Annotated in this window: 17 protein-coding genes; 3 read left to right on the top strand and 14 right to left on the bottom strand. The window is 46.1% G+C overall.

Features of this window, described 5'->3' with window-relative positions:
• Window positions 1-180 precede the first annotated feature (180 nt).
• Entirely contained in the window at window positions 181-1,623 is a 1,443-nt protein-coding gene (locus ACMVP2_RS24690) for a sulfatase (protein WP_416868223.1), read from the top strand.
• A gap of 1 nt (window position 1,624) precedes the next feature.
• On the opposite strand, the gene lysA is transcribed toward ACMVP2_RS24690, so the two are convergent.
• From lysA to ACMVP2_RS24670, 4 genes are all read right to left on the bottom strand, one after another.
• Window positions 1,625-2,788, bottom strand: coding sequence for a diaminopimelate decarboxylase (lysA, locus tag ACMVP2_RS24685; RefSeq protein ID WP_416865543.1), 1,164 nt, complete (start codon window positions 2,786-2,788; stop codon window positions 1,625-1,627).
• A 129-nt stretch (window positions 2,789-2,917) separates the two neighbouring features.
• Window positions 2,918-3,982: an aminotransferase class I/II-fold pyridoxal phosphate-dependent enzyme gene (locus ACMVP2_RS24680; protein ID WP_416865542.1), complete on the bottom strand. Its 1,065-nt coding sequence runs from the start codon at window positions 3,980-3,982 to the stop codon at window positions 2,918-2,920.
• A 6-nt stretch (window positions 3,983-3,988) separates the two neighbouring features.
• A complete protein-coding gene (locus tag ACMVP2_RS24675) occupies window positions 3,989-4,999 on the bottom strand; it encodes a dipeptide epimerase (RefSeq protein ID WP_416865541.1) in 1,011 nt (336 codons plus the stop codon).
• 5 nt (window positions 5,000-5,004) lie between these two features.
• Complete coding sequence (locus ACMVP2_RS24670) at window positions 5,005-6,075, bottom strand: S66 peptidase family protein (protein ID WP_416865540.1); 1,071 nt, start codon at window positions 6,073-6,075, stop codon at window positions 5,005-5,007.
• Window positions 6,076-6,211: 136 nt separating this feature from the next.
• Between ACMVP2_RS24670 and ACMVP2_RS24665 the strand changes: the two genes are divergently transcribed.
• Window positions 6,212-7,285: a serine hydrolase domain-containing protein gene (locus tag ACMVP2_RS24665; RefSeq protein WP_416865539.1), complete on the top strand. Its 1,074-nt coding sequence runs from the start codon at window positions 6,212-6,214 to the stop codon at window positions 7,283-7,285.
• Window positions 7,286-7,437: 152 nt separating this feature from the next.
• The gene (locus tag ACMVP2_RS24660; RefSeq protein WP_416865538.1) at window positions 7,438-9,936 is read left to right on the top strand and encodes a DUF5916 domain-containing protein; all 2,499 of its coding nucleotides are present in this window, start codon (window positions 7,438-7,440) and stop codon (window positions 9,934-9,936) included.
• Between the two features lie 113 nt (window positions 9,937-10,049).
• On the opposite strand, the gene ACMVP2_RS24655 is transcribed toward ACMVP2_RS24660, so the two are convergent.
• The 10 genes from ACMVP2_RS24655 to ACMVP2_RS24610 form a co-directional block, all read right to left on the bottom strand.
• The gene (locus tag ACMVP2_RS24655; protein ID WP_416865537.1) at window positions 10,050-10,469 is read right to left on the bottom strand and encodes a hypothetical protein; all 420 of its coding nucleotides are present in this window, start codon (window positions 10,467-10,469) and stop codon (window positions 10,050-10,052) included.
• Entirely contained in the window at window positions 10,466-11,248 is a 783-nt protein-coding gene (locus tag ACMVP2_RS24650) for a hypothetical protein (protein WP_416865536.1), read from the bottom strand. Before ACMVP2_RS24650 ends, ACMVP2_RS24655 begins: the two co-directional genes overlap by 4 nt.
• 362 nt (window positions 11,249-11,610) lie before the next feature.
• Entirely contained in the window at window positions 11,611-11,955 is a 345-nt protein-coding gene (gene rplT / locus ACMVP2_RS24645) for a 50S ribosomal protein L20 (RefSeq protein WP_151998594.1), read from the bottom strand.
• An 86-nt stretch (window positions 11,956-12,041) separates the two neighbouring features.
• Window positions 12,042-12,236 (bottom strand): 50S ribosomal protein L35, encoded by a 195-nt coding sequence (gene rpmI, locus ACMVP2_RS24640; protein ID WP_151998595.1) that lies wholly within the window; start codon window positions 12,234-12,236, stop codon window positions 12,042-12,044.
• Window positions 12,237-12,258: 22 nt separating this feature from the next.
• Complete coding sequence (gene infC, locus ACMVP2_RS24635; protein WP_151998596.1) at window positions 12,259-12,810, bottom strand: translation initiation factor IF-3; 552 nt, start codon at window positions 12,808-12,810, stop codon at window positions 12,259-12,261.
• A 104-nt stretch (window positions 12,811-12,914) separates the two neighbouring features.
• A complete protein-coding gene (thrS, locus tag ACMVP2_RS24630; RefSeq protein WP_416865535.1) occupies window positions 12,915-14,876 on the bottom strand; it encodes a threonine--tRNA ligase in 1,962 nt (653 codons plus the stop codon).
• A 9-nt stretch (window positions 14,877-14,885) separates the two neighbouring features.
• Window positions 14,886-15,992, bottom strand: coding sequence for a tetratricopeptide repeat protein (locus ACMVP2_RS24625; protein ID WP_416865534.1), 1,107 nt, complete (start codon window positions 15,990-15,992; stop codon window positions 14,886-14,888).
• Between the two features lies 1 nt (window position 15,993).
• Complete coding sequence (locus ACMVP2_RS24620) at window positions 15,994-18,498, bottom strand: DUF5686 family protein (RefSeq protein ID WP_416865533.1); 2,505 nt, start codon at window positions 18,496-18,498, stop codon at window positions 15,994-15,996.
• 67 nt (window positions 18,499-18,565) lie between these two features.
• Window positions 18,566-19,210, bottom strand: coding sequence for a SanA/YdcF family protein (locus ACMVP2_RS24615; RefSeq protein ID WP_416865532.1), 645 nt, complete (start codon window positions 19,208-19,210; stop codon window positions 18,566-18,568).
• A 15-nt stretch (window positions 19,211-19,225) separates the two neighbouring features.
• Complete coding sequence (locus ACMVP2_RS24610) at window positions 19,226-19,906, bottom strand: TrmH family RNA methyltransferase (protein WP_416865531.1); 681 nt, start codon at window positions 19,904-19,906, stop codon at window positions 19,226-19,228.
• Between the last annotated feature and the right edge of the window lie 10 nt (window positions 19,907-19,916).

Below are 19,916 nucleotides of genomic sequence, written 5' to 3'. Positions count from 1 at the left end.
TTCAACATGAGTTTGGTGCCACCAGCTAATACTGTGGGCACCGCTGCCACTTCGCCAAGGTCTGTCCCCCGACAGACCTTTTCTACTAACGCCCATCACAAAGCAGAATAAACTTCATTCATTTTTCATTACTTTGACTTCGTTGAAAAACTTCGAACAAAAAAACACCTAGTTGTGGCATTGAAAAACACCTACCTATTCGCAGCGGGCCTATTACTGCTCAGCGCCTGCCAAACCAAACCCCAAACTGAAGAACAAGAGGCGGCAGCCAAGCCCAACATTGTCATCATTTTCACCGACGACCAGGGCTACAACGATGTGGGAGTATTTGGTGCCAAAGGCTTTACAACGCCCAACCTTGACAAAATGGCCAAAGAAGGAGCCCAACTCACCAATTTCTATGTCGCCCAGGCTGTGTGCTCTGCCTCCAGAGCAGCATTGCTCACAGGCTGCTACTCCAACAGGGTCAATATTCATAATGCCCTGGGGCCCGAATCGAAAATCGGTCTCAACCCCGACGAAACAACGCTTGCAGAGGTGCTAAAAGCAGAGGGATATGCAACGGCTATTTACGGCAAATGGCACCTCGGCGATGAGCCGGGGTTCATGCCTACCCGCCAGGGTTTCGACGAGTATTTCGGTATTCCCTACTCTGGCGACATGTGGCCCAACCACCCATGGCAGGGCATCGTTTTCAACTTCCCACCGCTCCCGCTCTACGAAAACGAAACGGTGATTGATACACTGGAAGACCAAAGCATGCTCACCACACATATCACCGAAAGAAGTGTCGATTTCATCAAGAGAAATAAGGACAAGCCATTCTTTTTGTATGTGCCCCATCCGCAACCACATGTACCGCTCTTTGTCTCCGACAAGTTCAAAGGAAAGTCCGAACGAGGGCTCTATGGCGACGTGATCATGGAGATTGACTGGTCGGTAGGGCAAATACTGGCTGCTTTGAAAGAGAACGGCCTCGACGACAATACATTAGTGATCTTCACATCCGACAATGGCCCCTGGCTGTCGTACGGTGGACATGCTGGCTCTGCTTATCCGCTGAGAGAAGGCAAAGGCACAAGCTGGGAAGGCGGCATCCGTGAACCTGCTATCATGAGGTTCCCAGGCAAAATACCTGCGGGCAGTGTGATCAACACACCAATGATGACCATTGATATGCTGCCGACTATAGCGAAACTTGTTGGTGGCAAGATGCCCGAGAAAAAGATTGATGGAAAAGACGTTTGGCCAATCATCACCGGCAGTTCGCAGCAGTCACCTCACGAGGCATACTTCATCTACTACCGGGTAAATGAACTGCAGGCCGTAAGGAGTGGAAAATGGAAACTGTACCTGCCCCACACCTACCGTACGCTGAACGGACGAGAGGGAACCAACGATGGTCTGCCTATCGATTACGAACAGACGGAGGTCACGCAACCCGAATTATATGACCTGGACGGCGATGTAGCAGAAACCACCGACGTAGCAGCAGCTAATCCAGAAGTGGTGGACAGGCTATTGAAGCTGGCTGACGGCATGAGAGCGAAACTCGGCGACAGCCTCACAGGCGTTGAGGGAACTGAGAACCGGGAACCTGGTAGGGTGGCGACTCCCGAGTGATTTACTTGAAATCTACATCAAAATACGTCTTTGCATTGTCCCGCAAATTGTAGCGGCTCATCATCACTTCGCCATAAGCACCAGCAGAACGGATGGCAAGCAGGTCTCCCCTTTTGCTCTGCTTCAGCTCAATGCCTCTGCGGAAGGCATCTGACGATTCGCAGATAGGACCTACCACATCGTAAGTTTCGAATGCCTGGCTTTTCGAAGTGATGTTTTCAATAAAGTGCTCCGCCTGATACAGGGCCGGCCGGATGAGCTCCGTCATGCCTGCGTCGATAATCAGGAACTTGATCGTCTCCCCTTCCTTGTTGTACAGCACCTTGCTGATGAGGCTGCCGCACTGCCCAACAATGGCCCTGCCCAATTCAAAATGCAGCTCCTGACCTGCTGCCAGTTTCATGTGCTTTTCGAATACCTTGAAGTAGCTTTTGAAGTCGGGAACAGGGTTGCCTTTTGGATCGACATAATCGATACCCAAACCACCGCCGACGTTTACATGCTGCAACTCGATGCCTTTGCTTCTGAAGTAAGTATTGAAGTCATTGGCCCGTTGGGCAAGTTGTGTGTAGCTCTCCAAACTTGTCACCTGAGAACCAATATGAAAATGGATTCCGGTTAACTGTATGTTGGCCAGCTGTGGCAATTTATCGATCACCTGATCGATCTCCTTCGGAGGCAAGCCAAACTTATTCTCCTTCATCCCGGTGGTGATGTAGTGGTGCGTTTTGGCATCCACGTTGGGGTTGATCCGCAAAGCAATCTTCGCCTTCTTACCCATTTTCCCAGCTAACTCATTGATGACTTCCACTTCCTGCGCCGACTCGCAGTTGAAGCAAAAGATGTCATTCTGCAACCCCACCGTAATCTCCTCGTCCGATTTCCCCACACCGGCGAACACAATTTCTTCCTTCGGAAAACCAGCAGCCAAAGCAGCCTTCACTTCATTCGCACTTACAGCGTCGGCGCCCAAATGATACTGCCTGATGACCTCAAGTATGCGTGGATTCGCATTGGCCTTCATCGCATAGTGCACCTTATAGCCTTTGGTTAATCCGTGCTTTTTTACCTCATCCAGTGACTTTCTCAGCAGTTCCAGATCATAGAAATAGAAAGGAGTGGGAATATTTTGTATGCTACCAGGCAAAGAAGTGATATCGGCCATTAGAACTAAATTTTACTTGAATGAATATAAATTAATCAATTGATTAAAAGATGTTTATAAAATAGTTATAGATTTCATCTATGGGCAATTTCTGACATAAAACCGCCGGAAAGCTGCAAAGATAGCAGCCTATTGGAAGTCCTCATAAAATGTTTTGATCTCCTCCAACAGATTTCCGATATCTGCCGGATCGAGCGCTGCATGCAGGATGACTCTGCTAATCGGACTTGACGTTGGCTTGGGATATGGAAAATGGGAAATGATGATATTCCTACTCAGCAGGTAAGTGTAAAGCGGCTGGCTTTTCGAAAAGAAAACAGGCAATACCGGTTGAAAATTAAAGTGCTGCTTTACCAGCGAATGGCTCCCAAATGGCATTTGAAACTTACGGAGCTTTTGCAGTTGGCGGGCTCTTATCTCCCCTCCTTTCAGGAGCGCATGAAGAAATGCCGGCGCCGACGGAGCCGCTCCCACGAACCAGGGCGACTGGCGGACCTTCTTGATCAGGTTATGAGAGCCTGCGATAAAACCTGCTGCCAGCCCGGGTGCTTTGCCCAGCGAGGAAGTCACCACCCACTGCACATGCGACGGCAGCTTCCGAAGTTGCGACACCACCCCTTCTCCATTTTTTCCGGTCAGTCCAATGCCGTGCGAATCGTCAACCACCAGCAGCACTTCGTGCAGGGTGGAGATGTCGTTGAGCCAGTCAAAATTAACGGGGTTGCAAAAAAGCGGATCAGTGGAATTGCAAAGCAAGACCATCCGGCGAGGCAGCATTCCTTCCAGTTGTACCCTGATCATCGTTGACCAGCTGATGAAATCACCATTGGTAGCGTCGTCTGAGTTTCTCCACAAAGCAGGGTGGCAACCAGGGGCATACTCCATGCTCCATTCCATGTCTTGCAGCACCTTGATCAGGAGCTGGCCAGATGCAAAGCCAGACGAGGTAACCACAGCATCTCCAGTCGATAACCAGTCAGCTATGTGGCGCTCGGCCGCTTCAAAGAGGTGGTACTGCACGTTGCCATTCCTGGAGCCGGAAAAATGCACTCCGTATTTGTCTACCCCCTCTTTGATGAGCTCCTGGTATTCTTTATCAACCGACAGGCCGAGGTAAGAAGTGCCGCTGAAATAAAGCATTTCTTTACCATTGACATGCAGCGTTCTCCCTGGAAATTCCTCTGACCGCATCATTCGTTTCTACTTAAGGCTGGCACCTGTGCCATTTTCATTGGGGAAAATCAATCCGCTTGCGGTCACCTGTACACCTTTAGCAGGATCTTCCACCAGCAGCAATGCACCGTCCATGTCCACATAGTCGAGCAAGGGAACTACCTGGGCTATGGCAGAAATACCGACAGAAGATTCTGTCATGCAGCCCATCATTATTTTCATATCCAACGCACGGGCTCTGGCGATCATTCTGCGGGCTGGCGTAAGTCCACCACACTTGGTCAGCTTGATGTTGATGCCATGGAAATGATTGAAGCACTTGTCCACATCCGCTTCCACCTGGCAGCTTTCATCGGCTATTACAGGCAGCGCACTTTCGGTGAAAACTCTTTTCATACCATCAAGATCGTCAGCCTTCAAAGGCTGTTCAATGAACTGTACATTCAATTTTTTCAGCGCCTTACTATTGGTGATGGTTTCTTCAACGCCCCAGGCACAATTGGCATCCACCCTAAAGACCGCATCCGTTTGTTTACGTAGCTCTTCTATGATCCGGATGTCTTCTTTCGTGCCCAGCTTTATTTTATACAATGGCCAGGGAACTTCCTTCATTTTGGCCACCATGTTTTCCACCGTATCAATACCAATGGTGTAATTGGAAATAGGCCCTTTGCTTCCATCCAGTCCCCAAATCTTGTAAAGCGGCTGCCCCTTCAGCTTTCCATAAAGGTCGTTGAAAGCCAGGTCGAGGGCACATAAGGTAAACGCCTTTAGCTTGCCTGTGACCAGCATGGCCTTGTGAAACGCCTCCGGGCTTTCCAAAATTCCCGACTCAATGGTAGCTCGCACACTTTCCACCTGTTCAGTCATTTTAGGAACGGTTACGCCATAGTATGGATTGGCTGTGGCTTCCCCAAAACCGCTTTTGCCGTTGTGACTCAGCTCAACAATAAAAGATTCCTGCACGCTGGTGGAACCATGGGCAATGGTAAAAGTATGCCTCAACGGCATTTTGACAGGGTGGTATGTAACTTTCATAAAGCTTAGAGAACGGATTCTTCGAGAAGGGTCAACGATTGTTTGTAAGTGTCAAGCTCAGCAGAAATGCCCATTGGAAGCGTCGCAATATTGGACACGTGTCCAAAAGACATTCCATATAAGACGGGAATTCCCAATCCGCCCAGGCGCTCAGCAAGCGTTTCTTTCAGCGACGTTTTGTCGCCAAAATCAGGATCAGTGTCTTTTTCATCGCAGTCGTTGAACACACCCAGGACGATGCCTTTAGCAGCCTGTAGCTTACCGGCCAGCAAAAGCTGTGTCAGCATCCTGTCGACACGATAGGGCGACTCTCCAACTTCTTCCAGAAAAACCAGTTTACCGGTGAAATCGAGATCGAATGGTGTGCCGGTAAGTGAGCTAACTAAGCTCAAATTGCCTCCTACCAACTCTCCTTTTGCCACCCCTTCTGAAATTGAATAAATCTGAATATAGTCTTCCTTCTTTTCCCGGTCTTCTTTTGCCTGCTCAATCTTTATCTTCCCTTTGCCTTTGATGAGCGTATCTTCAAAGCTATCAGCGGTGTAGTCGGTGAAGTTGGAGGCGCCCACAGGGCCATGAAAAGTCACCAACCCGGTCTTATTGAATATCGCAAAATGCAGCGCTGTGATGTCGCTGTAGCCAATAAAAGCCTTTGGGTTGGAGGTGATCAAGTCGTAATCAATACCAGGCAAAAGCCTGCCTGCGCCATAGCCACCTCTGGCACAGAAAATCCCATCTACTGAAGTATCTGCAAACATGGCATGAAGGTCGTCGAGCCGCTGCTGGTCGGTGCCTGCCAGAAAGCCCTTGCGCACCCTCATATTGTCGGAGTACTTCACCTTAAAACCAAGGGCTTCCATGTTCTCAAGTGTGCTCTCAAAAGACCCCCGGGAGATGGCGCTCGAGGGGGTGATAAGGCCTATTGTATCTCCTTTGGTTAGCTTCTTCGGTTTGATGACCCGGGTGGGCCAGGTGCCTGATGTTGTAGCTTTTCCTTCAGCTTTGGCCATTGTTGGCAACAGCATTCCGCCTCCAGCTGCCAGCATACTTCCAGCAATAAACTTTCTTCTATCCATGAGCGCTAATTAAGCGGAAAACTAACAAAAGTTTGGATGATATGGCAATCCTCTCATCAAGATAAAGCCTTATTCTACTGCTCATTTTTCCGCTTTCCTGAAAAAGCTTTCATGTTCCTTTTTCCAACACTATCTTATGCCAAGCAAATCCAACAACTATATGCGATTCACGTCAGCGGTTATCTGCAGTATCCTTTTTTTCAGTGCCTGTTCACCCAAGGAAAATCTTACCGACCAACTCCATAACGTTGTGGAAAAGTACCACAATGAGGGTTTCTACAATGGCACCATTCTCATTGCGGACAGCACGGCCCCCCTGCTGAAAGAAGCCTACGGTATGGCCGACTTTGATGCTAAAAAGGCTCTCGACATCACGTCAACATTTTATATGGCCTCGGTATCCAAGCAGTTTACCACGATGGCGGTCATGCTTCTAAAGGAAGAAGGCACGCTGACTTTCGATGACACGCTGAGCACCTATTTCCCAAGCTTTCCTCTCTGGGCAGAAACAGTTACCATTCGACACCTACTTACCCACACCTCAGGCATTCCCGACTATTACGGCTTGGGTGCGGCGGTTCCTGGCTTTACCAATTCCGACGTGGTGAACGTGGTCGAACGCATTGATTCACTCAATTTTGCTCCTGGCGAGCAATATGAATACTCGAACACAGCCTATGTGTTGCTGTCATCCATCGTTCAGCAGGTCAGCGGTAAGGGTTTCAATGATTTTATGCAGGAAAATATATTCAAGCCAACAGGCATGACCAGCACGGTAGCTTATGATGAAACAATGCCTGAAAGAAGCAATCCCTGCAAGGGCTTTGATGCCGACGGAAAGGAAGATGACTATCCCTACTTTACCACCGGCGGCGGCGGGCTCTATTCCAATGTGGAGGACATGTACAAGTGGCACCAGGCTTTGCAAAGTTACAAGTTGGTGTCAAAAGCAACGATGGCAGAAGCCCACAAACCCATGACACTAAATGATGGAAGCACCTCCTGGTATGGGTTTGGGTGGATGCTCGACGAAAAGAATTCGAACAGAGTACTGCACACTGGTACGTTAACAAGCTTCCGCACCTATATTGAACGAAACCTTGAAAATGGGCAAGTCATCATCATGCTCAACAATGTTGGAAAGACCAAACGAGACGAGCTACTGGGGGAGATTAAGGCACTGATGAAGGCCGGGGAATCCAATCATTGAACTGCGCCATTGTGTACGGCAACACCGAGTGGGCTAAAGTGTAAAAAGATGTCACCAACACTCGCCATTTATCAGAATTTGGGATGAGCTAACAGCAATCATGGCTAAATTTGCAAAGCGTATTAGCACAGTTCGTTTAACAAAAGCCCTTAATGTTCAAATTAGATCGTAAAGAACTCTTACCCCTTGGTTGTTTTCTTTTAATTTTTCTTTTCTCTCCACGCCTGGTGTCAGCCGGCTCCGGTAAAAATGAGTTTGCCACCAAACGCATCACAAGCAGCCCAAAAGTAGACGGCATCCTTGACGAAGACATTTGGAGTCAAAACCCGACACCCACTCAATTCACGCAATTCAAACCTAACAATGGCGAAAAGTCGGACTTCCTGACAGCCGTTGAGTTGGTGTATGACGACAATGCCCTCTACCTTTCCGCAAGGCTCTTTGACCCTGAGCCTGGCAAAATAAGAAAGGAGTTTGGTAAAAGAGACGACTTTAACCGAAACACCGACTGGTTTGGCATTTTAGTTGACCCCTATAACAGCGGTCAGAATGCTTTCAGCTTTTTCGTGTCAGCGGCAGGTGTGCAAGGCGACTACTTCATCAATGGCGATAATTGGGATGAGAATTGGGACGCTGTTTGGGAAAGTGCCATTGCCTATGACGACCACGGCTGGACTGTAGAAGTAAAGATTCCCTACTATGCTCTCCGGTTTCCAGCTACTTCTCAACAAAACTGGGGCATCAACTTTTACCGCCAGGTAAAACGAAATCAGGAGGAATCGTATTGGAATCCGGTAGACAACTCAATCAGAGGCACAGTGAATCAATCGGGCGTTCTCAGAGGACTTGAAGATATCAAACCACCTGTTCGTTTGTCGCTATTGCCCTACGCTACCACCATTTACACCAACGACGGTGTCAATGGCAAAGAAAAATTCTCGTTTACTGGTGGCATGGATCTCAAATACGGCATCAACGAGTCGTACACCCTCGACATGGCCCTCATTCCTGACTTTAGCCAGGTGCAGTCCGACAACGTGGTACTGAACCTATCGGCGTATGAGGTACAATACAGCGAAAACAGGCAGTTCTTCACGGAGGGAACGGAACTATTCGACAAGGGTGACCTCGTTTATTCCAGGCGTATTGGTTCTACTTTTGGAGAGGTTAGCTACAATGACGAAACAGAAGAAGTAGTCAGTTCGCCATCGGCAGCACCTCTGATCAATGCCACCAAAATCTCCGGCAGAAATGGGGAAGGCTGGGGACTTGGCTTCCTTAATGCGCTGACCAACAAGACGCACGCCAACATACGGAATATTGAGACCGGCGAAACCAGAGAGGAGCAGGTTGATCCGCTGACCAATTTCAATGTGCTGGTGGTAGACAAGATCCTGAAAAACAATTCCAACGTCAACCTGATCAATACCAACGTAACGAGACTTGATGGTGTCAACGATGCCAACGTTACAGGAGCAAGCGTTAGCCTGCTCGACAGTACCAACACCTACCGATTCTCAGCATTTGGCGCTGTGTCTAACATCTACAATGCCGAAGACGCCGGTGTGTCAAGTGAATTGGAGGATGGATATAAGTACAGCGTGGGCCTTTCAAAAGTAAGCGGCAGCTTTCAGTATGGCGTCAGCAGGAATGTTGAGAGCAAAGGCTACGATCCAAACGATTTTGGATTTAACAGGGCAGCCAATAGTGTCTCGCACAACGTATCGCTCATGTACAGGATATTTAAGCCGACAGGGGTATTTAACTACTACCGGGCCAATGTCAGCGGATCATACCGGCAGCTTTTTGAGCCAAGAACATTCACAAGCACCGACGTTTACGCATCTACTTACGCCCAATTCAAGAATTTCTGGGGAGTGGGCATGTCGTCCAGTCTGAAGCCTATTGACAGCTACGACTACTTCGAGCCCAGAGAAGAAGGCTACTATTTCGTTCAGCCGGGCTCCTACAGCGTGAACTCATGGGTAGAAAGCGATTCCCGCAAAGCGGTAAAAATATATGTAAGTCAAAATACCTGGAGAAGGCCCGACTGGCAGCAGGCGTATAATTCATTGGGAGCATCTATCCGCTACAGGGTCAATAACAGACTATCCATCGACTTCCGGGTTAGCAGAGAGAGCTCCGAAGACTCGAAGGGCTACGTTACCAAATTGTATGCTGATGACGAATCGCTTGATGAGATCATCTTTGGAGAAAGAGATGTTCTTACCACCAATAATATCCTTGGCACCAAATACACCTTCAATAACAAAATGGGGCTGACCCTCCGGGTAAGGCACTATTGGAGCAATGTTAAGTATAACGGATTTTACGACCTGCAGGGCAATGGTCAATTGGCTGACTCTGAGTATGAAGGCATCGACGAGTCCGGACAAAAGCAGCACGACACCAACTTCAATGCACTCAATGTTGACTTTGTTTACTTCTACCAAATTGCGCCTGGCAGCTTTTTGAACGTGGTTTGGAAAGACTCCATCAGCTCAAGCGACAATAATACCGACATTAATTTTGCTGAAAACTTCGACAAGACCCTGAGCCTGCCCCAGGTCAATAGCTTGTCGGTAAGGCTCACCTATTTCATCGATTACAACTCTGCAAGGAAGTATCTATTCAGCGGTCTAGGGAGCTAGGATTTAACCGAATATGGTGTCTTCATTCATTTCTATTTGGCAATCGTCTCATCTTCTTTAGTTTTGACGATTGCAACTTCTTCTCACGAATAGCTAACGAAGCCCCGGCTACGTTATTTACTTTCTACATCACTGAGCCTTTTTTCACTCAAGTGCTTCAAAGCAAACCTTGTAAAAATAGATCCTGCCGCAATTAGTGTTCCTCCTCCAAATAAAGATCCCGCCATATTCTTGCCGCCATTTATTAGAGAGTAGGAAAAATACATACCCAAACCTATTAACGAAAATGCGAATATCATTCCTAATATCTGGATAATCCTAAACATTACAGCATCTTTATCAAGTCTATCTAATTCTCGTTCCTTTCTCTTAATTTCAAACTCCGCTTCAGCCTTTTCAATTGAAAGTCGATGATCCTGTTGTTCTTTAAAGTAACGTTTTAGAACAACGACTGCGTCAGGATCAGCCTTCTTTAGCCTATTGATCTCGTCAGGATCAAACATTGAACTGATCGAGGCATCAGAGTTACTCATTTGATTTTATTCTTTATGTTGGAATACATTCCGGCTTCCAACAAGGACTTTATCAAGATTTGATTGGGAAATTCACTTTGTTGAATGTTGATACTGTTCTGAACTAAATAGTTTTTTACAATGGTCAGAATTTTGACATCATTGTCACGAATCAGTTCATTGTCATCAACAATTTTCATGCAGAGGTAATTCATTGAATTTGGCACAAAGGATCTCACTACCCTTGATTTAAAACTAGAGTGAATCCAATAGGCAAGCGAATGCTTCTTGTTAAAACTTTCTCTACCACGAATTTGAATTTCAATAAAATTAGAGAAGTTTGTTTTGCCTAAATCAAGGGCCACTATGTGGCTGATATGTAGTGCAAAGCCTACTCCCTTAAACTTAAAGTCTTTAATGCCCATGTCAATCCAGACATCTCCGGAGAAATTGGAGGTGGGAGTTATTATCTTGATCTCGGGCTTATTGATTATTATTTGAGAGAAATCAAATTTGGACAAAGCATTAAAATATTCATCTTTATGCGGGATGAATGCTCCCTTTGTCTTCTTTGTCTTCGTTTTAAAAGTGGAACGAAAAGCCGCAAGTCTTGACTCAAAATAAGGATCACTCTGAGCAATAGATTTTAAATCAGACAAATAAGAGTCAACTAAGTTCTTGGGAGATGTTCGCTTAAGGTTGTCCTTGATGAAAGGATTGTCTTTATTAAGACTTCCTTCGAAATCCAAAATTCGAGAAAAGTTGTCGAAAAATGTCAAAAAGGCAAATTTGAAGGTCATATCATTTGAATTTAATCTGACTAATAGCTCACAAAATCTCTTGCGCAAATTTTTAGCTTCATCAGATATTCTTCTTCGCACAACAAAAATCACCCTGATTTAGTTACTCCTTTTTTTTGTAACTGCTTGGCAGTTTAAATTAAGCATTTTTTTCGTATTCTCGATAAGATGGGGAAAATGCTTAATTTAAACTGAGGAGTTTTTGGGCTTTCAAAGAATAACACACTAAGATCAATATCATAAAAATAATCATCGTCACCTAGAAACTATTGGTGATATAAAATAGCCTAGTTCTACTCAAAAAAACACAAAAAAAGCCCCATCTCTGGGGCTTTCAATATTATTGACAAAGGCTTGTTGAACTACTTTACCTTGTCCACCACAGCCTTGAAAGCTTCGGGGTGGTTCATGGCCAGGTCGGCAAGTACCTTACGGTTCAAATCGATCTTGGAAGTTTTCATTTTGCCCATCAATACAGAATAAGATATTCCGTGCTCTCTGGCACCTGCATTGATACGCTGAATCCACAAAGCTCTGAAGTTTCTCTTCTTCTGCTTGCGGCCTTCATAAGCATATTTCCATGCTTTTTCAACGGCATTCTTAGCTACCGTCCATACATTCTTTCTGCGGCCATAAAAACCTTTGGCTGCTTTGAGGATTTTCTTTCTCCTCGCTCTTGACGCTACGTGATTTACTGATCTTGGCATAGTAATTACATTTTTTGGTGTTTGGTGGTTCTACTCAGAACACTTGTTGACCAAAAACCTGGTGAAACATAGAACCTAAGTTTTTCTTAGATGTTGAGCATATCTCTTACTCTGTTCTCGTCTGACTTATGTACTAAAGTCATGTCAGTAAGAGAGCGCTTTTGCTTGGTTTCCTTCTTGGTAAGAATGTGGCTTTTGAAAGCATGCTTACGTTTGATTTTACCAGTCCCCGTTAGCTTAAAGCGTTTCTTTGCTCCCGATTTGGTTTTAACTTTCGGCATTGTATATATAGTTTAACAAAAATTATTTCTTAGCGACCTTAGGAGCAACGAATAGTGACATCCGTTTTCCTTCGAGCCTGGGTAGTTGCTCTACCTTTCCATACTCTTCCAATTCCTGAGCGAACTTAAGAAGAAGGATTTCTCCTCTTTCCTTAAACACAATCGTTCTGCCCACAAACTGCACGTATGCTTTAACTTTGGAACCTTCCTTAAGAAAGTTGATGGCGTGCTTCAGTTTGAAGTTGAAGTCATGATCATCCGTGTTAGGACCAAAACGAATTTCCTTAATGACAGTCTTCTGAGCTTTGGCCTTGATCTCCTTCTGTTTCTTCTTCTGCTCGTATTTGAATTTTGAATAATCAACTATACGGCAAACAGGAGGAACTGCAGTAGGAGAAATCTCTACCAAATCCAGGTTTTGCTCTTTGGCAATTTTGATTGCATCCCGGGTTGGAATAACGCCAAGATTTCCATCTTCGGCAATTACCCTTACCTCACGGGCTTCAATTCTCTCATTAATCTTGTAAGGTTCTTCAGGTTTACCCCTAAAACCTCGTGGTCTCGGTCTTAAAATTTTATACCTCCGTATTTAGGTTTCAAAACAAGGATGCAAATATCCACAAAAATTCTACTAATCAAAAGCAGCAAGCCGCTTTTATAAATAGCCTGCAATAATCCTCAGGCTTCTTTTTCGCCTGCCAGACTCATTTTTATTCGCTTTCCAAAATAGTCAACGAATTCACTGCCCGAAAAGGTGCCGATATCTCCCTTGCCATGCTCCCTAAGGGCAATGGTTTTGCTCTCCGCCTCCTTCTCGCCCACTATCAACATGAATGGGATCTTTTTGATTTCCGCATCCCTGATCTTCCGGCCTATTTTCTCATCTCTTTCATCCACATTACCCCGGATATCATTCTCCTGGAGCATCAGTCTAACCTGGTTGGCGTAGTCGTGGAATTTCTCCGAAATAGGCAGAATGGCAATCTGCTCAGGCGATAACCATAACGGGAACTCACCCGCAGTGCTTTCTATCAGAATAGCCACGAAACGCTCCATAGAACCGAATGGTGCCCTGTGAATCATTACCGGCCGGTGTTTCTGGTTATCTGCTCCCACATACTCAAGCTCGAAACGCTCGGGTAAAGTGTAATCTACTTGTATCGTTCCCAACTGCCAGTTTCTGCCAAGAGCATCTTTGACCATAAAATCGAGTTTAGGGCCATAAAAAGCCGCTTCACCAAGCTCCACAGTTGTTTTCAGGCCCTTTGCTGCGGCTACTTCTATGATTGCATTCTCTGCAATTACCCAGTTCTCCTCAGTACCGATATATTTTTCCGGTGTCTCAGGATCTCTTAATGACACCTGGGCATTGTAATCGCTAAAGCCCAAAGACTTAAACACATACAATACCAGGTCTATTACCTTGGCAAACTCCTCTTTCACCTGGTCGGGGCGGCAGAAAATATGCGCATCGTCCTGAGTAAAGCCCCTCACACGGGTCAAGCCATGTAGCTCGCCACTCTGCTCGTAGCGGTAAACCGTACCAAACTCAGCGTACCTCACAGGAAGGTCTTTATACGACCTTGGCTTGCTCTTGTACATCTCACAATGGTGAGGGCAGTTCATGGGTTTCAAAAGAAACTCTTCCCCTTCCTCTGGTGTGTTGATCGGCTGAAACGAATCCTTACCGTATTTTTCATAGTGCCCCGAGGTCACATATAGCTCCTTGCTTCCTATATGCGGTGACACCACCTGGTCGTAACCTGCTTTCACCTGCGCTTTGCGCATGAAATTCTCAAGGCGCTCACGAAGAATGGCACCTTTAGGCAACCACAACGGCAGTCCCTTGCCCACCTTTTCTGAGAAGGTGAAAAGCTCAAGTTCTTTCCCAATCTTTCTGTGGTCACGTTTTTTGGCTTCTTCAAGAAGCTCGAGGTACTCCTTCAACTCTCCCTGTTTGGGAAAAGTAATCCCATAAAGCCTTGTAAGCTGCTTGTTCTTCTCATTACCACGCCAGTAAGCACCGGCGATGTTCAGTATCTTGGTGGCTTTTATGAAACCTGTGTTGGGGATATGCGGTCCCCGGCAAAGGTCGGTGAAATTGCCTTGCTCATAGAAAGAAATAGTGCCATCTGCCAAATCTGCAATAAGCTCTAGTTTGTAAGGGTCGCCCTTCTTTTCAAAGTAGGCTACAGCTTCTTTCTTGCTGATGTCACGGCGAGAAAAGGCATTCTTCTGCCTCGCCAGTTCCAGCATCTTCTCCTCTATTTTCGGAAGTTCGGCAGCGGTAAACTCCCTGTCTCCAAAATCAACATCGTAGTAAAAACCGTTTTCAATCGGTGGGCCAATACCCAGCTTAACACCCGGGTACAGCGCTTCAAGGGCCTCGGCCATTAAGTGAGCTGAAGAGTGCCAAAAAGTTGATTTCCCTTCCTTGTCATTCCATGTGAGCAACTGAAATGTTCCGTCTTCCGTGATGGCACGAAATGCATCAATTACGTTTCCATTGAATTTGGCGGCCAACACATTCCTGGCCAGGCCCTCGCTGATGCTCATTGCCACATCCAGCCCGGTTACCCCCTTGTCATATTCCCGAACACTTCCATCAGGGAGGGTAAGCTTAATTTTCTCGTTACTCATTCAATTCTACTAATTATCAGATTTCTTGGGAGTCAGATCAAACACTGGCATTGCTGCCTGCTGCTCCCTAAGTTTGCGCAAATATGCAATTTTTCCCGCAACAATACCCCGTTCTTCGAGGGCTATTTGGTTGGTGGAATCCAACGCCAGCGCTGATGTGTAAAAATTATAAGCATCTCCCATTCTTCCCCTGCGATTAAAGTATCGGGCTTTGAGGAGTCGACCCGGCACACTAAGCGAATCCTGCTGAATCATCCTGTCGGCATACCAAAAGGCGGAGTCGCTCATCGACGATTCGAGCATCAGGCTCCCGTACTCAAAAAGCCCGTTTTCGGAGGGTTCAGGCCAGTTCTCAGCAAAGCTGGACGCCTTATCATAATCCGCTGCCCTAAAGTAGGCACCGAGCAACTCACCCCTGTAGGTGCTATAGTCATCCGTAACTTTGCCATAGTCCTCCAGCAGCGCTACCAGCTCGGTAAGTTGGCTTCGCTGCTCAAATAATGTCACCAGCAAACGGGTCATACTCCTGTGGCCCGGATTCGCTGCAACTCCCCTCTCCAAAATGGACAACGCCTTGGTCGTATCTTTCTTCTGGAGATCCAATTCAGCTGCTACCAAAAATGCCTCTGGGAGCTTGCCTCCGGTGTCAAAATAATGATTGAGGTACCTGGCGGCCTCACTGTAGTTCCTTCTGGAGTAATGATATTTTGACTTGATCAGTGATAAACTAGGGTGAACCGAACCCAGCCGGTCAGCCTGCTGGGCATATATCCAACTCCTCTCAAAATCGTTTCTATGTATATAGTAGTCGGCCACCAGCACCATCACCTCCGGATCTTTGGGTGCCATCCTTAAAATCGCCTCGATATTGGCGTTGGCCACCTCCGGCCATTCAAGCGTTTGATGATATGAAGCCAATTTGACCCTAAGCCCAAGGTTATCGGGATCTTCCTGCACTTTGTCTTCCACAAGTGCTAATAGTTCACTATAGTAGGCTTTGTCGGGGTTTGGGCTGTCTGCAATTGGCAATGACGCCTGAGGAGATGAGCACCCCATCATGCACAAAACCGAGAGAAGTATTAAACCGAGAGAAGCTCTTTGTGTTCCGAACGCCATACTACAAAGAAAACTTATAGCTGAATTTAATCCCAAAATTATTTACTCCGGGACGGTTGGTATAAGTAAGTCTGTGTATGAAGTCGACTCTGAAAAACCTGAATATATTCTCCACACCATACCCTGCCTCTATATAAGGCCACTGGCCAAGAGCGAAGAAGGGTGCTATTTCGTTGCCATTAGTGTCGTAGGTGGGTGGTATCAGGTTGTAGTTCTTTTGTCCCACACCGCCGTAAAGCACATTAACAGTGCCTACGAGTCTCCACTTTAACTTTTTGATGGCAGGAATACTGTTGAGCAGGAACCCATTGAAAGAGTGATTCCATCTGAAGGCTACATGCTTGTCGGTAACGAACTCAAAGTAGTCCATCATGTTGTAGGCAAAGTTAAAATAGAAAGGCGTTTGGTTTCCAATGTGTGCCTTCAGCAACGGATAAGGCAGATTATTGAAGTTATAGCCGCCGCTCAATGTCAGGTAGCCCACTCCGAAAATGCCCATCTTCTGCCGTTTTTCGATCGACAAGCCAAATTTGTGGTACGTAAAGTCGCCCCCAAGGGCACTTAGTCCAAGTGTATAACGGAAATTAACAGCTGGCCAGCGGATAGTGCCCATGCTCAACCGCTGGTTATCGTTGATGACGAAAATTTCGTCCCGGGCGTAGCGGGTGTCGAGAATTACCTCTGCCACACTCAGGTTATTACGCACCGTAGGAGTTTCGGCGTAGGGGTCTTTGTAGTATTCAAAGTCAAACAATGGCTTAAAATACTCCTGGCGATACGACACTCGCTGAGAAAGGCCACGGCCCAGCACCGTGAAAAAAGTAAAGTAGTTCTTTTGCCGGAGAAAGGGATCTATCAGTGTGCCGAAGCGGGAAAAAGCATAGAACACATTGGCATTATCGATATCATCATTCAGCAGCCAAATCTGATCGATTTCCTTTTGGTGCATGTATTTCACCTCAGTCCATGGGCTGCGGCTCAAAATCCTTCGCACATGAAACTTGTACTTCCACTCCTCATCTTTTAGGCCATAGGCTACGTTAGCGCTCAACTCCCATTTCCTGCTGAAGTCAATATTAGTTCTGCCTCCAAGCCCCAGCCTTATGCCCTCTATATTATTATTGCCAAAAAAGTAAGAATAGGAACCTATGTCGAACTTTCCGATTTTGTAGTAGCCGGTGTATCCGGTCTGAATAATGTCTGTATAGGTCTTGATCACCGGAATCTTTGTCAGCGTGTCGATCATTTCATACACGTGAACCTCCGTGGCACTAAGGGTATCGTGCCTGATGTCTGCCCAAAATTCATTGTCGTCTGCCCGATCGTTAACGTCCTCCACCATCTCAATGGGGTTTTCATAGAACTTATCGGGTTTTGGCTGATTCACCACAATGTCTTTGTTGGACACATAGAATTTAGCAAGAAACCCTGCTGATCGGTTGGTGAGCTCACTTACGTCAATCATCACCCTGGTTTTGGCAGGCAGCCAGGCACTTTCGGTAGTAGGCACCAACTCCTGTTGAATTTTTATCTTCTCAATGAAGTTGACATTCGCCTCTTTACCGACCGTTACGTCAATTTGCCTGATAGCCCAGGTGTCTTTGTGAATCCACATCGAGCCACGAAAGGCCAGGTCCTGCTCCCTCTTGGGGAAGAAATCCAACCGGTAGCAGTAATAGTCGCCGAGCCAAAGACTATCTACCAGGTCATATTCGTAGTTGATCTTCCAGCCATCCGAAATCGGAGACACGAAGTCTTTGCCGACAATATTGAGCCAGTTTTGATAAAAATTATATTGCTGAAAAGAGGCACCTATCACCTGCGAAGTCAGTGTACCGTCGGTCACCCCCACTCCGGTTACTTTCGTATTCAAAACAGTCTCGTGCGCCATTCTGGGACTGTCTTTATAATAGTACTTGCTAATGGCCTCTGAAATAAACACCGGCAGCACCGGTTTCCCATCTTCACCTGCAATCTGCTCAATACTGTCGAGCACCGAAGTTACTTTTTGGATGATCTTACGCTGCTTAAACTTATCTGAAATGTTGTCAATATCCATTTCAATTTTGGTGTACGCCTCGTATTCATAGGCAGAAAGTCTCCTTTTGTCGTTGACCTTTTTGTGGTCGACTATATTCCTCAATATTTGAAACGCCGGGTTTTCGCCTGCTTCAAAAACAAGCTCCTGAAGGTTGACCACATCTTCTTCCAATTGGATATTGATGTTTTGCTCCTTTCCTGCCACAATGAATTTCGTTTTTTGAACAAATCCGATATAGCTGAAATGAATGGAGTCGAAGCGCTGGGTAGTGCTAAGTTTGTAATAGCCCTCAAAATCAGTTGTAGCGCCAATAGAAGTTCCCTTGAAAACGACATTGGCAAACGGAATCGGGCTACCGGTAGATGCTTCGGTAACTTTGCCCCACACCACTGTTGTGCCTTGCGCCTGAGCCCAGCTAGTGACAGATAGAATAGATAACAGAAAGAGAATTTGTACTCTTTTCATAGGTTTGGTAAACCAATAACATCCATAAGGACACTTTTCTCGCTAAATCGTTCAAAAAATGTGAGAATTATTTTCTGATCTCTATAATTTCCTTCTCACCAAGGAATTTGGGGGGTTGTTTGAGAACGTAAAGGTCTAAAATTGCTTTCGGTCTGGCAAGCCATTCTCTGCTCACCACAGACTTCATCCCTGATTTTGCCGCATCATCGGATGCAAAGGTAACTGCTTTTATTCCATAAAATTTACTAATAAATAGCGCCCGGTAGGCATGAAATTGCTGGGTGATAATAACGATCTCGTTTTGCCCAAACACTTCCTTTGAACGCACTATGGAGTCAAGGGTTCGAAAGCCGGCATAGTCCATTGTCATGTCTTGTGCAGGCACGCCCAGCACCAAAAGGGCATTGAACATATCCTGGGGCTCATTGTAGTACTTTGTGTTGTTGTCTCCGCTGAGTATCAGGTGCTTTACTTTGCCAGCTTTATATAGTTTAGCGGCGGCTTCCATTCTGGTAGTGAAAAACGAATTGGAACCGCCATCAACACTTCTTTTCGATGTTCCGAGCACTACCCCGACGTCCACAGCCGGGATTTCTTCCACGTTGAAATGGATATCATCTGTCGTCTTCCACATGATCCATACATTGCTGGCGATGACAAAGGCAAACACCAATGCACCCAGCATAAAAAGCATCTTTAGTAAAAACCGCATCCGTCAGCGTTAATACTAAATGCCTGAAAGAAATCTCACTTCGTGTATATCAGATCTCCTTACAATCTTACGATACCACTCCAGAGTCAACTGCTTCTTTTCTTCTTCACTCATACACCAATCAATTTCCGAGTCTCTTAACTTCCTTAACAAAACATGCAAACACAAAGCAACACTTACTGATACGTTGTAGCTCTCAGTAAAACCTTGCATCGGCAGGCATACTCTTTTATCGGCCATTTCCAGCACTTCCTTCGACGCCCCGTCGAATTCTGTACCAAACACCAGGGCGACTTTTGAATCAACATCAACATCGTTCAAGTCTGCAGCAGCCTGATCCGGACTGGTTACCCATATCTGATAGCCAGCATCCTTCAACAACTGTAAACAATGAGCACTATTCGTTTGCTGGTGCTCATTGTGCTTAGTAACAGTGAGCCATTTACTACCGCCTTTGGCCACATAAGCACTTAATTTATTCCTAAACTGGTTTTCGATGATATGAACATCCTGCACTCCCATCGCCTCGCATGACCTTAGAACGGCACTAACGTTTAGAGAGTTTTCAAAATCTTCCATTACCACCGCAATGTGACGAGTTCTTTTCTCAAGCACCTGTTGCACTTTCGCTGCCCTTGCGGGTGTTACGAAATTTCCCAGGTAATTAATCAGCTTGTCTCTGGTGGCATCGTCCATCTATTATTTG

This window comes from Imperialibacter sp., assembly GCF_048007035.1.
In the GTDB taxonomy this organism is placed as follows: Bacteria; Bacteroidota; Bacteroidia; order Cytophagales; family Cyclobacteriaceae; genus Imperialibacter.
This window is presented reverse-complemented; position numbering and strand designations above follow the sequence as displayed.

Excerpts from the sequence above, each read along its gene's own strand:
- lysA (WP_416865543.1), bottom strand. The coding sequence starts at position 2,788 with ATGGCCGATATCACTTCTTTGCCTGGTAGCATACAAAATATTCCCACT.
- ACMVP2_RS24680 (WP_416865542.1), bottom strand. The coding sequence starts at position 3,982 with ATGATGCGGTCAGAGGAATTTCCAGGGAGAACGCTGCATGTCAATGGT.
- ACMVP2_RS24675 (WP_416865541.1), bottom strand. The coding sequence starts at position 4,999 with ATGAAAGTTACATACCACCCTGTCAAAATGCCGTTGAGGCATACTTTT.
- ACMVP2_RS24670 (WP_416865540.1), bottom strand. The coding sequence starts at position 6,075 with ATGGATAGAAGAAAGTTTATTGCTGGAAGTATGCTGGCAGCTGGAGGC.
- ACMVP2_RS24665 (WP_416865539.1), top strand. The coding sequence starts at position 6,212 with ATGCCAAGCAAATCCAACAACTATATGCGATTCACGTCAGCGGTTATC.
- ACMVP2_RS24660 (WP_416865538.1), top strand. The coding sequence starts at position 7,438 with ATGTTCAAATTAGATCGTAAAGAACTCTTACCCCTTGGTTGTTTTCTT.
- ACMVP2_RS24655 (WP_416865537.1), bottom strand. The coding sequence starts at position 10,469 with ATGAGTAACTCTGATGCCTCGATCAGTTCAATGTTTGATCCTGACGAG.
- ACMVP2_RS24650 (WP_416865536.1), bottom strand. The coding sequence starts at position 11,248 with ATGACCTTCAAATTTGCCTTTTTGACATTTTTCGACAACTTTTCTCGA.
- rplT (WP_151998594.1), bottom strand. The coding sequence starts at position 11,955 with ATGCCAAGATCAGTAAATCACGTAGCGTCAAGAGCGAGGAGAAAGAAA.
- rpmI (WP_151998595.1), bottom strand. The coding sequence starts at position 12,236 with ATGCCGAAAGTTAAAACCAAATCGGGAGCAAAGAAACGCTTTAAGCTA.
- thrS (WP_416865535.1), bottom strand. The coding sequence starts at position 14,876 with ATGAGTAACGAGAAAATTAAGCTTACCCTCCCTGATGGAAGTGTTCGG.
- ACMVP2_RS24625 (WP_416865534.1), bottom strand. The coding sequence starts at position 15,992 with ATGGCGTTCGGAACACAAAGAGCTTCTCTCGGTTTAATACTTCTCTCG.
- ACMVP2_RS24620 (WP_416865533.1), bottom strand. The coding sequence starts at position 18,498 with ATGAAAAGAGTACAAATTCTCTTTCTGTTATCTATTCTATCTGTCACT.
- ACMVP2_RS24615 (WP_416865532.1), bottom strand. The coding sequence starts at position 19,210 with ATGCGGTTTTTACTAAAGATGCTTTTTATGCTGGGTGCATTGGTGTTT.
- ACMVP2_RS24610 (WP_416865531.1), bottom strand. The coding sequence starts at position 19,906 with ATGGACGATGCCACCAGAGACAAGCTGATTAATTACCTGGGAAATTTC.